Origin of the sequence: Psychrobacter sp. A3, assembly GCF_028823565.1 — a bacterium.
GTDB classification, from domain to species: domain Bacteria; phylum Pseudomonadota; class Gammaproteobacteria; order Pseudomonadales; family Moraxellaceae; genus Psychrobacter; species Psychrobacter celer.
In genome coordinates, this window is sequence record NZ_JAPEHS010000081.1 from 1 (window position 1) to 11,249 (window position 11,249).

At 45.9% G+C, this 11,249-nt stretch carries 10 protein-coding genes and 2 pseudogenes; 7 read left to right on the plus strand and 5 right to left on the minus strand.

Annotated elements, in window-relative coordinates:
- The 6 genes and pseudogenes from NK638_RS10140 to NK638_RS10165 form a co-directional block, all read left to right on the plus strand.
- Positions 1 to 490 (plus strand): annotated as a pseudogene (locus tag NK638_RS10140) (hypothetical protein); the annotation flags it as partial.
- 15 nt (positions 491 to 505) lie between these two features.
- Positions 506 to 1,054, plus strand: coding sequence for a hypothetical protein (locus NK638_RS10145; RefSeq protein WP_274632929.1), 549 nt, complete (start codon positions 506 to 508; stop codon positions 1,052 to 1,054).
- The gene (locus NK638_RS10150) at positions 1,041 to 1,610 is read left to right on the plus strand and encodes a hypothetical protein (protein WP_274632930.1); all 570 of its coding nucleotides are present in this window, start codon (positions 1,041 to 1,043) and stop codon (positions 1,608 to 1,610) included. Before NK638_RS10145 ends, NK638_RS10150 begins: the two co-directional genes overlap by 14 nt.
- Before the next feature lie 176 nt (positions 1,611 to 1,786).
- Positions 1,787 to 1,894 carry a lipoate protein ligase C-terminal domain-containing protein gene (locus NK638_RS10155; RefSeq protein WP_274632937.1) on the plus strand — a complete coding sequence of 36 codons (108 nt, stop codon included), beginning with the start codon at positions 1,787 to 1,789 and terminating at the stop codon, positions 1,892 to 1,894.
- A gap of 200 nt (positions 1,895 to 2,094) precedes the next feature.
- On the plus strand, positions 2,095 to 2,418 hold the full coding sequence (locus tag NK638_RS10160; RefSeq protein ID WP_274632931.1) for a hypothetical protein: 324 nt from the start codon (positions 2,095 to 2,097) through the stop codon (positions 2,416 to 2,418).
- Positions 2,419 to 2,431: 13 nt separating this feature from the next.
- Positions 2,432 to 3,331 (plus strand): tetratricopeptide repeat protein, encoded by a 900-nt coding sequence (locus NK638_RS10165; RefSeq protein WP_274632932.1) that lies wholly within the window; start codon positions 2,432 to 2,434, stop codon positions 3,329 to 3,331.
- A gap of 96 nt (positions 3,332 to 3,427) precedes the next feature.
- Here the strand turns inward: NK638_RS10165 and NK638_RS10170 are convergent.
- A pseudogene (locus tag NK638_RS10170) lies at positions 3,428 to 5,580 on the minus strand (FAD-dependent oxidoreductase).
- 324 nt (positions 5,581 to 5,904) lie between these two features.
- Here NK638_RS10170 and NK638_RS10175 point away from each other — a divergent pair.
- Positions 5,905 to 7,569 carry an AMP-binding protein gene (locus NK638_RS10175; protein ID WP_274632933.1) on the plus strand — a complete coding sequence of 555 codons (1,665 nt, stop codon included), beginning with the start codon at positions 5,905 to 5,907 and terminating at the stop codon, positions 7,567 to 7,569.
- A gap of 185 nt (positions 7,570 to 7,754) precedes the next feature.
- Here NK638_RS10175 and NK638_RS10180 read toward each other — a convergent pair whose 3' ends face one another.
- From NK638_RS10180 to hemA, 4 genes are all read right to left on the minus strand, one after another.
- Positions 7,755 to 8,174: a DUF6691 family protein gene (locus NK638_RS10180; RefSeq protein WP_274632934.1), complete on the minus strand. Its 420-nt coding sequence runs from the start codon at positions 8,172 to 8,174 to the stop codon at positions 7,755 to 7,757.
- Positions 8,175 to 8,230: 56 nt separating this feature from the next.
- On the minus strand, positions 8,231 to 8,668 hold the full coding sequence (locus NK638_RS10185) for a YeeE/YedE family protein (protein ID WP_201600717.1): 438 nt from the start codon (positions 8,666 to 8,668) through the stop codon (positions 8,231 to 8,233).
- A gap of 172 nt (positions 8,669 to 8,840) precedes the next feature.
- Positions 8,841 to 9,983, minus strand: coding sequence for an aminotransferase class V-fold PLP-dependent enzyme (locus NK638_RS10190; protein WP_274632935.1), 1,143 nt, complete (start codon positions 9,981 to 9,983; stop codon positions 8,841 to 8,843).
- A gap of 124 nt (positions 9,984 to 10,107) precedes the next feature.
- On the minus strand, positions 10,108 to 11,249 hold a 1,142-nt coding region (gene hemA / locus NK638_RS10195; RefSeq protein WP_274632936.1), incomplete at its 5' end, for a glutamyl-tRNA reductase.

An 11,249-nucleotide genomic window follows, 5' to 3' on the forward strand; every position in this document is an offset into this window, starting at 1 on the left:
ACGACTTGATATCGATGTTCATGGAGAGAAGTTTCAAGTATCTACCAAGTGTGAGATTACTGATCGTAATAGCATGCCTAAAATGGATATTATCTTTAATACCAATAGTGTACCTGGACGCTCTAGATACTGGGAAGCATCAAGGATGACTTATTATAATGTTGGATATTTGCTACTCATTGATTCGCACGGTAAGCAAATATGGAGATTCCGGCGGAAAAGTAGCGCTGATAAGATTTTCAAAAGAGTATTTGCACATGAAATAGGTCATGAGATATTACTGGCCAATGGCGGGCAGCATTATTCCAAAACTCATAAAGGTTCGTCTACTATCTTACAAGCAGTGAATGGCACATACACTGCTACAGGTAGTGAGTATGATTTAATGAAATATGCTAAAGGTGATAATCCAGATGATTATTACGATAAGGTAGTCGCTAGTGAAGAAGACGTACTTGGATTACTAGCGATATCGCAACTTACTTTATAAAAAGGTAGCACGTTTATGAGCATATTTAGGACATCAAGCAGTTTAATTATTGGCACTTTTGTTTCTTTGTGTATTTTAAGCTGCTCAGCAGGACAGGCCATCCATAGCTATGCCTCTCCGATCATTACTGGGCAAGTCTTGGATAAAACCACCAATAAGCCTATAGAAAACGCTTCTCTTTTACAAACCAGTGCAGATACAACAATGACTGATCATAATGGGTACTTTAGACTACCTTCTTATAAAGAGGATTATACCACCTCTTATACTGGCAGGGGAATAAACCTCATGACTGAAGGTGATTTGGATTTATATAAAGAAGGCTATAGAAGAAAAGTCTTTAGCAATTCTGGCTTCAAGAAACTTGAAGTCAAGCATACCTCAGAAGTTCCGTATCATATTCATTTGGGTAAGGTGTTTTTAGAGCCGCTACCAGAAGGTGTGGATATTAACGATGTTGAAGATGAGTACATTGATGACATGACATTTTGTCAGCCTAATGAGTCTCAAAAAGAAGTCAACTGTATGCCACTACCAGATGGAGTTACAAATGAAGCCTTATAAACTATTTGCCTTTATCGGTGTGCTAACGGTTCCATTAAGTGCTTGCTTGATACTAGCGCCTACTGATTACTACGTCACGCCAGCACTTTCAGGCCAGTTGCTAGACAGTGAAACTCAGCAGCCTGTTACTGATGTAAGTATTTACTTAACGGATGAACATCAAACAACTTCTGATAGTACAGGTAAGTTTACCTTGCCGCCTATGGTCGTCTCAGATGATAAAAGACATAGACGCGATAGAGAACAGCTGCAATTCATTTATGAATACGCTGATATCATGATTGAAGGCGACGGATATCAGCGTCGCTTATTTAACGTGGATGGCATAGCTTTACTTACGCCAGCTTTGGATATCAATACACCAGTGTCAATAAATATGGGTAGTATATACCTTACGCCACTAGCAGAAGGTGAGCATGTCTATGATAGGGTATATCAATATACTAAGACAATGAGATACTGTAAACCTACTGAGTCTCAAAAAGAAGTCGATTGCATACTCGTACCAGAAGGTAAAACTTATAAGCAAGTTAGTCCAAATCAACCTGTAGAATAGTTCGATCTTGTATAGCAATAGGTTTATCCATTCCAAACTCAAATGCCATCAAGTTTGGTTTCCGATACATTATGGCGATAATAACCGCTATGTACATGTTGGCGCGATATCTGAGGGCTGCGTCACAGTGTTGGATGTGATGTCGTGGAACAAGGTCTATCACTACTTAATCGACCATCTTTTCTGATGCGCTCAACGTCGAGCTGATTGATGTGTTAAAAGCAGCTTTGACGGGCGCAAAATACAGTCAAGACAGCATTGCAGCGCGCTTGGACACATTCTAATCATCTGAAAACCTTGAGAAAATGGTGTGATATTTAATCCTTATCTACTACAGCCCCAACTTTTATCTTACTTTTTAAGCTTAAACATTTTGTTGATATCGCTTAGTCTTTCTGGATGTTTTCAAGATTATCCTACACATAGGCCTCCTATTGAAGGCAGTGTTGATATATCGAAAAACAGTAAAGGTGACCTATGTTTTATGCCAATATTTAGCTCTGCCACTGTCATGGATAATCCTATAAACTTTAATTATATCAAAATGGAAGAGCTTGTTATATTAGACCCGAACGCAGAAGTAAGTAGTCATGTCAAAATACAAATTAAACCTGCAAATAAAGATTATTTTTCCTTAAAAAATGGTCAGAAGGTATGCTTAAACTCTGATAACATCAATTTAAAACAGACTATTTACTCCAAGTTAGATAAGCAATTATTAGTAGTTTCAATCGGAGGCTTGGATGACAAGGAAGAACACTTTATAAGTTTTCAAAGAAAATTTGACTATCCTTATACACCTGAGTGACAAGAAAAATTAAATGTATCAAAAAAAATTCTATACCTTAACTCAATCTATATTGCTAGCGACAGTGCTATCCAGTAGCTTAATAACTTCTGCTTGTTCAGCGGAGTCTTCAAACACACCTATATTACCTAATCAAAGCACTGCTGCTGAGATATACGAGCTCGGCCTTGCCTATTATAAGGGTGACTCAGTCCCTGAAGATGATGACAAAGCTTTTGAACTGTTTCAAAAAGCTGCTGATCAAGACTACGCACCTGCTAAACATTATCTAGGTATTATGTATTATGAAGGTTTGGGCGTAGAGCAAAACTATCAAAAAGCATTTGAGTGGATTGAACAAGCCGCCAACCAAGGATATGCTAATGCTCAATTCGATCTTGGAGTTATGTATCATGAAGGTATTGCTGTTAAGCAAGATGAGATAAAAAAACTTGAATGGCTTCAACAAGCTGCTAACCAAGGATACACTGATGCTCAATTCAATCTCGGGATTATGTATCATGAGGGTATTGGTATTGAGCAAGATTATCAAAAAGCAATGCAGTGGTATCTATTAGCAGCTAACAATGGATCTTTTGACGCTCAAAATAATATTGGTAATTTTTACGAATACGGTCATGGCGTACCGCAAGACTATGACAAGGCTTTTGAGTGGTATACCAAAGCCGCTGATCAAGGATTAGATTTAGCACAACTTAACATCGGTGGTCTTTATGAGAACGGTTATGGTGTGCCGCAAGATTATGATAAAGCTTTTGAGTGGTATCAAAAGGCAGCCGATCAAGGCAATCAACAAGCCAGTAATCGAATCAGTAGATTGGTCATGAATGGTAAAATCGACGATAAAGGTATCATTATTTATAGCACACAAGAAACTGGACTCACATTAGGTGATATCGAAGAACCCCTATAGCATTAAAAAGGGTCACAGTTTACGAAATAAAAAACGGCAGGAAATTGCTCCCCTACCGTCCTTTCAATTTAAAACTTTAATTCAAAAATTAAACTTTTAAATACTCGCCGCAACCTCAGCGCCATCACGAATCGCACGTTTGGCGTCCAGCTCAGCAGCGAGCTTTGCACCGCCAATCAAATGATACTGCGCGTCTGGCGCATCACCAACGTTTGGCATCAGCTCAACCACCGACTCTTGACCGGCACAGACGACAACGCTATCGACACGGAGCAGCTGGCTTTGGCCTTGCGGATTGGTCACCCAAATGCCCTCGTTAGTGATTTTTTCGTACTGAACGCCTGCCACTTGAATGACGCCGTGCGACTTGATATGGGCACGATGCACCCAGCCAGAGGTTTTATTGAGACCTGCGCCTAAGCGGCCTTTGGTGCGCTGCATCAGATACACTTGGCGAATCGGCTTGATGCCTTCAGGACGGATTAAACCGCCATCGCTTTGATAGTTAGTATCGTCAGTGACGCCCCACTCCTCGCGCCACTCGCTAATAGACTGCGGCTCAGGGCGGTAGCTTGGGTCTTTTAAGGTCTCAGGGCCGAGCTCATCCAATGGCTGACCATGACGTGCGGTTAGATATTCGCTGACATCGAAGCCAATACGGCGCCGATGACTGCCACCGTATCGCCGACTGATTTTTCGCCCGATAGCAGCTCAGCATAGCTGATCACTTGCGGTAGATCCGCGCCTTCTAATTTGCCTTCAAGGCTTCTTGGTACGACGCCCGTGGCGACAACCACATGCTGGAATTTACCATCTTCAAGCATCGCTTTATCGACTTTGGTATTGAGTTTAATCTCAACGCCTAGGTGCTCAAGCTCATTAATATAGTAGCGAATGGTTTCAAAGAACTCTTCTTTACCTGGGATGACTTTGGCATAGTTAAACTGACCGCCTAAGATATCGCGCGCTTCAAATAGCGTGACCTCATGACCACGTAAGGCTGCAACATGAGCCGCTGACATACCAGCGACGCCGCCACCGACGACCGCGACTTTTTGTGGGTTTTTGGTTTTTTTGTAGACCAGCTCAGTCTCGTAGCAGGCTTGCGGATTAACAAGGCAAGTCGAGCGTTTATTCTCAAACGTATGATCAAGACAGGCTTGGTTACAGGCGATACAGGTATTGATACGATCGGCTTGACCTTTTTTGGCTTTGTTGACCCAGTGTGCGTCAGCGAGGAACGGACGCGCCATCTGAATCAGATCCGCTTGACCATTAGAGACGATATCCTCTGCCGTATCCGGCATATTGATACGGTTGGCTGCCATCATTGGGATACTGATGTGCTTTTTAATCTCAGCGGTAAAGTCGACAAAAGCGGCGCGGGGTACGCTAGTGACAATCGTCGGGACGCGTGCTTCATGCCAGCCAATGCCAGTATTCATAATGGTCACGCCCGCTTCTTCTAGCGCTTTGGCGACTGTGATGACCTCGTCCATGACGTTGCCGTCTTTGACCAAGTCAATCACTGACAAACGGAACAGAATGATAAAGTCTTCGCCCACCGCTTTACGTACGGCTTTGACCACATCGACGGCAAACTTCATACGGCCATTGATATCACCGCCATATTGATCGCTGCGCTGATTGACATGGCGCGATAAAAACTGATTGAGTAAGTAGCCCTCAGAGCCCATGACCTCAACGCCATCATAACCCGCTTGCTTGGCCAGTTTGGCAGAGCGTGCGTAGTCCTCGACCGTCTGCTCAATGTTTTTGATAGTCATTTTGCGCGGTTTAAACGGCGTGATGGGTGATTTGATTGGGCTGGAGGAGACGATAAACGGATGGTAGCCATAGCGACCACTATGCAAGATTTGCATGATGATTTTGCTATCGTGTTTGTGTACGGCGCGGGTGACGCGTTGATGGTTGATAACGTCCATTTTAGTATTCATGGTACCGCCAGCAGGGAGCAGCCAGCCTTCACGATTGGGCGAGATACCGCCGGTGATCATCATCGCCACGCCGCCTTTGGCACGCTCTTCAAAATAAGCAGCAAGCTTGCCGTAATTATAGAAACGATCTTCTAAACCGGTATGCATAGAGCCCATGACTAAGCGGTTTTTGAGTGTGGTAAAGCCTAAGTCTAGCGGCTCAAAAAGATGCGGGTAGTGCTCATTGCTTTGAGCAATATTGATGGTGTTATTGCTGCTGGCTTTGCGATTCTCAGGGCTGCTAGCGCTCATGTGACGATCCTTGTAAATTCAGGTTGATGAGGGGTTCATAGTGCAAAAGAGCTAAACCTTATATGACTACTATCGTAACACAACCGCTTTGTCGTCAGCTATGCAGACAAACGACTGATGAGTGAACACAAGCTATTTATCATTTATATTCAACTCTATTCAGTGTTTTAAACGACTCTTACAAATCTAACCGACTTCTGCGCTGTCTTTGGCTATAATGAATACGCTTTTAATTGAAATATTTGCTGAATTGGTAAAGCAAAACCATCATCACAGTGTATTTAAATTATAGTAAAACCCGAAATAAGATAAAGGACTATCGCTATGACTGATTTCCATACTGGCCTTGGTAAGAATCCTGCTAACTATCAACCACTTACCCCTATCGACTTTATTATTCGTAGCGCGCAGGTCTACCCTGACAAAGCCGCCATTATCTACGATGATCTTCAGCACAACAACCTCACCCAGAGCTGGAGCAAAACTTTTGAACGTTGCCGTCAGTTATCAGATGGCCTGCGCAAACTGGGTATCGATAAAAATGACACCGTAGCCGTCATGCTGCCTAATACCCCTGCTATGGTTGAGGCTGCTTTTGGGGTGCCGATGTCGGGCGGTGTGCTTTGTACGTTGAATACTCGGCTCGATATCAATGCCTTAACCTTTTGCGTGCAGCATTCTGAGGCCAAAGTGCTGATTATGGATAGCGAATTTGCGGATTTGGCGGAGATTATCGACGAGACTTTTCCTAATCTGATCGTCATTCATGCGACAGATGCAGCCGTTGAGGTAGAAGATTTTGGCAAAATGACTTACGAGGAATTGATTGCCAGCTCAGATGATTTGGATAATTGGGAAAAACCTGAGGATGAATGGGAAGCTATCGCGCTCAATTATACTTCTGGCACGACTGGTAAGCCAAAGGGCGTGGTCTACCATCATCGTGGCGCGACGCTAAACGCACTATCTAATATCTTAGACTGGGATATGCCTAAGCATCCGACCTACTTGTGGACGCTGCCGCTATTTCATTGTAATGGCTGGTGCTTCCCGTGGACGATCGCCGAGCGCGCAGGCGTCAATGTCTGCTTACGCCAGATTGATGCCGAGCTGATTTTACAATTAATCGCTAAGCACAAGGTCACTCATTACTGCGCGGCGCCTGTGGTGCATAATATGATAGCGGGCGGTAAACAAGAGTACAAAGACGCGATTGATCATAAGGTCAAAGGCTGGGTCGCTGGCGCGCCGCCATCAGAGACGATGCTGACGGCAATGGAGGCGATGGATTTTGATATCACCCATGTTTATGGCTTGACCGAAGTCTATGGACCCGTCACCGTCTGCGCTGAACAGCCCGAATGGCAAGACATGGACGTCGCTGAACGCGCGCAAAAAAAGTCGCGTCAAGGCGTGGTTTCACACTTAATGGCAGGCTTTGAGGTCTTTAAACAAGGCACGACTCAGCCGGTTGAAGCCAATGGCGAGGAGATGGGCGAGCTGGCACTGCGCGGTAACATGGTAATGAAAGGCTATCTAAAAAGCCGTAAAGCCACTGATGAGGCGCTAAAAGACGGCTGGTTTCGCACTGGCGATTTAGGCGTTAAATACCCTGATGGCTATATCAAAATTATGGATAGGCTAAAAGACATCATCATCTCAGGCGGCGAGAATATCTCAAGTATTGAGGTCGAAAACGTCTTATACAAACTACCTGCCGTCCAAAGCTGCGCCGTCGTCGCCGCACCGCACGACAAATGGGGCGAAGTGCCCGTGGCCTTTATCGAGATTCATGCTGGTAGCACCTTGCAGCGCGACACTGTCATGGCACACTGCAAGCAGCATTTAGCAGGCTTTAAAGTACCCAAGTATATTATCTTTGCTGAAATTCCGAAGACCAGCACGGGCAAAGTACAAAAGTTTGAGCTGCGCCAAGCGGCCAAGTCATTAGCCCATGAGACACCAAAAGTCACCGCTAGCTCCGAGTAGCGCTATGCAGAATACTTATTGATGCTAAGTATTTATTAGTGATAAGTATTTATTAGTGATAAGTCCTTATTAACACTAAATAATAAAGCTCAGCCTAACGACTATCGTTAGGCTGAGCTTTTTGGTGCATAAGTTTTGATGCATCAGTTTTGATATATGGGTATTGTCATTTAAGTCACCAGCGCTCAATCAAGCTTTGGCTCCACCCACTGATAGATGAGCATACCTGCCAGCATAGCAGCGGCAAATACATACGCTTGCCAGTGCCCTGTCCCCAGTAGCACAATGCTTGGGCCCGGACAGATACCGACAAGGCCCCAACCGATACCAAACAGCATCGCGCCGATGACAAGCTTGCTGGTAACCTTAGTTTTGGTCGGCATCTCAATCTCATCGCCTACCCAGCTCTTGCGCTGCCGCCGAGCCCATTGCACCCCAACGATAGCGACAGCAAGGCCGCCGCCCATCACTAAGGCCAGTGAGATATCCCACGCGCCAAAGACGTCCAAAAACCCTTGCACCTTAACCGGATCGGTCATACCCGATATCAGCAGTCCTAAGCCAAACAGCAGTCCTGTTAGTAAGCCGATGATATTTTTTAGCATAGTTCATTCTCACTATTTATTTTCTTTTTCTCAAAACCTCTCGCCATAACAGCCATTTAAATCAAGCCTAATACTTGCCGACCGATAAACACGGTGATGATGCCAAACGCCATAAAAGTCGCTGTGGCTACCATTGAGCGCGGCGACAAGCGCGCATTACCGCAGATGCCGTGACCACTCGTGCAACCTGAGCCTAAGCGCGTACCAAAGCCGACTAACAACCCTGCTGCAATTAGCAGCGGTAAAGAGGTCGTAACCTCTATATCAGGTAGCGGTCTGAACACACTATAGAGTAAAGGCGAGAGAACTAAACCTGCAATAAACAGTACTTGCCACATCTCGACGCGCTTTGGCTGTAGCAGGCTTGAAGTAATACCGCTGATACCGGCTATACGGCCAATACCTAAGAGTAAGATAACCGTCGCTACGCCTAATATGAGACCGCCTACCAATGAAATAGGCGTAAAAACTTGCCAATCTATTTGTATACCCATAATGAGAGATCCAAAAGCTACTTTGTTTTATATAAAAACATTATATATTAAAATATAATAAATAGCTAAAAAAATACTGAGCGACTGCATTAACAGGCTCAGTATTTTTAAATGCTTGGGTTATTGACGGTTATATTCTCCAATATGAAGCCTGTAAGCGCCAAAGTAGCTATTAAGCAGACTGCTCTGCTAATACTTGCTCAAGAGCGCTTTCAAAACGCTGAACCGCACCGTCGATATCGGTTAACTTATCGAGACCAAATAGTCCTACGCGGAACGTTTTGAAGCTATCAGGCTCGCCTACCTTCAAAGGCACGCCAGCGGCAATCTGTACGCCAGCTTCGGCGAAAGCGCTACCTTTATGCATATCATCACGGTCGGTGTAGCATACCACCACGCCTGGTGCTTGGTAGCCTTCAGCTGCCACGCTCGCAATCCCTTTGGCTTCGAGCACTTGACGAATGCGCTTACCCAGCTCCCACTGCGCCTCACATAACTGATCAAAACCGATCTTTTTAGACTCTGTAATAGTATCGCGGAACTGGCGCAAGCTATCGGTTGGCATTGTCGCATGATAAGCGTGACCACCATTCTCATAAGCGCGCATAATCTCTAACCACTTCTTTAAGTCCAGACTAAAGCTATTAGATTCTGTATTTTCTACGCGCTGGACGGCCGCATCGCTCATCATCACAAGCCCGGCACAAGGCGTACTACTCCAGCCTTTTTGCGGCGCACTGATCAACACGTCGATACCAAGCGCTTTCATATCGAGCCAGACACAACCTGAGGCGATACAGTCAATGACCAATAAGCCGCCAACGCTATGAGTGGCCTCGCTCAAAGCTTTGATATAGTCATTAGGCAGAATCATACCGGCTGAGGTTTCAACGTGCGGGGCAAATACGACCGCAGGCTTATGCGCTTTAATTTGAGCGACCGCTTCATCGATATCGACCGGTGAAAAAGGCTTTGGCGCGTCGCTATCTTCGCGCTGGGCGTTTAATACCGTAGAAGATTTGGCAAGATTGCCTTTTTCTAAAATTTGCGTCCAGCGATAACTAAACATACCGTTACGAATGATCAAGCAGTCTTGATCTTTGGCCAGCTGATTGGCTACCGCTTCCATGCCATAACTACCCGATCCCGGAACAATAGCGACGGCGTCAGCGTTATAGACAGATTTTAGGTCGCTCGATAAGTCATTCATCACTTGCTGAAAGACTTCTGACATATGGTTAAGGGCACGGTCAGTATAGACCACTGAATACTCTAATAGACCGTTTGGATCAATATCTTGGCGTAATGCAGGCATGGAATGCTCCTTGCTCGTTGTCGGATTTTTGGATGGGTATAACCTGTGTTTTTCGCCCTATTGATTATAGGGGGTAATCTACCAAAAAACCAACCCGTGTTTAGTGAACGGGCGAGTAAGACGTTTAGCGGCGGCGGTGGGCGTCTTGGAGTCCAGAGACCACAAAATCCAGCAGCTCACTGTCGCCTTGGCGGGCGGCTTTGCGCATGAGCTTGGATGGTGCGTGGGTCAGCGTTTGGGTAAGGCGACGTGACAGCTCGGTGAGGATATCTTCGGGATCGGCATTGTCTTGCTGTAGCTTGGCGATAGAAGCCTGTAGCAGCTTGTCCACCTGATCATGAGTACGGGCACGATACTGCTGGATGTCTTTGCCAACTTGACGGACCTGAAAACGGCGATCCATCTCAACGACCAGCTGACTGACCAGCAACTCGGCATCGACAGCTGCCTGCCTGCGCTGCTCGATATTGCCTGCGATCACATGCTGCAAATCATCGACCGAGTACAGATATACATCATCGATACGGCTAATGGTCGAGTCGATGTCGCGCGGTACTGCCAAGTCGATCATCAGCATCGGCTGATAACGACGGCGTTTGAGTGCCTGTAGCGTCATGGTTTTATCAATGAGAACATCCATACTGCCACTACAGCTACTGACAATATCGGCCTCACCCAGCACTTGCGGCAGCTCCGCGAGTGCTCTAACCTCGACGCGGCGATTGGGATGACGCAATTCGGCCGCCAAGGCTTCGGCGCGCTCAGGGTTGCGATTACAAATAATCACTCGCCCCACACCCAGCCCTGCGATATGCGTCGCCACCAAGCGGTTCATCTCTCCTGCGGCAACGACCAATAGCGTCCGACTGGGCAAATCATCAAATATCTGCGTGACCAGTTTGGCCGCAGCAAAGCTCAACGACACCGCTTGCGCGCCTACTTTGGTCTCATTTCGCACGCGTTTGGCCGCGGCAAAGACTTGGTCGACAATCCAGCCGAGCTGATTACTCAAGGCTTTTTGGTCTTGTGCCAAATGAACGGCACGTTTGATTTGACCAAGGATTTGCGGCTCACCCAAGATCATCGAGTCCAAACCTGCGGCCACTCGCAGCCAATGCGTCAGAGCATGGGTATCACGGTGCACGTATAGATGAGGCTCAATTTCGGCCAGTGGCAGCTGCTTAAACTCAGCCAACCATGTTTTTATCTTAATGATATGAGCGCTGATGGCGGCGGCCGATAGAGTGGTGCTGGTGGTCGTGGCGG

What these genes read in the sequence shown, in the direction of transcription:
- NK638_RS10150 (WP_274632930.1), top strand. Translation starts at nt 1,041, where the DNA reads ATGAAGCCTTATAAACTATTTGCCTTTATCGGTGTGCTAACGGTTCCA.
- NK638_RS10190 (WP_274632935.1), bottom strand. Translation starts at nt 9,983, where the DNA reads ATGCCTGCATTACGCCAAGATATTGATCCAAACGGTCTATTAGAGTAT.
- NK638_RS10185 (WP_201600717.1), bottom strand. Translation starts at nt 8,668, where the DNA reads ATGGGTATACAAATAGATTGGCAAGTTTTTACGCCTATTTCATTGGTA.
- NK638_RS10165 (WP_274632932.1), top strand. Translation starts at nt 2,432, where the DNA reads ATGTATCAAAAAAAATTCTATACCTTAACTCAATCTATATTGCTAGCG.
- NK638_RS10180 (WP_274632934.1), bottom strand. Translation starts at nt 8,174, where the DNA reads ATGCTAAAAAATATCATCGGCTTACTAACAGGACTGCTGTTTGGCTTA.
- NK638_RS10175 (WP_274632933.1), top strand. Translation starts at nt 5,905, where the DNA reads ATGACTGATTTCCATACTGGCCTTGGTAAGAATCCTGCTAACTATCAA.
- NK638_RS10145 (WP_274632929.1), top strand. Translation starts at nt 506, where the DNA reads ATGAGCATATTTAGGACATCAAGCAGTTTAATTATTGGCACTTTTGTT.
- NK638_RS10160 (WP_274632931.1), top strand. Translation starts at nt 2,095, where the DNA reads ATGCCAATATTTAGCTCTGCCACTGTCATGGATAATCCTATAAACTTT.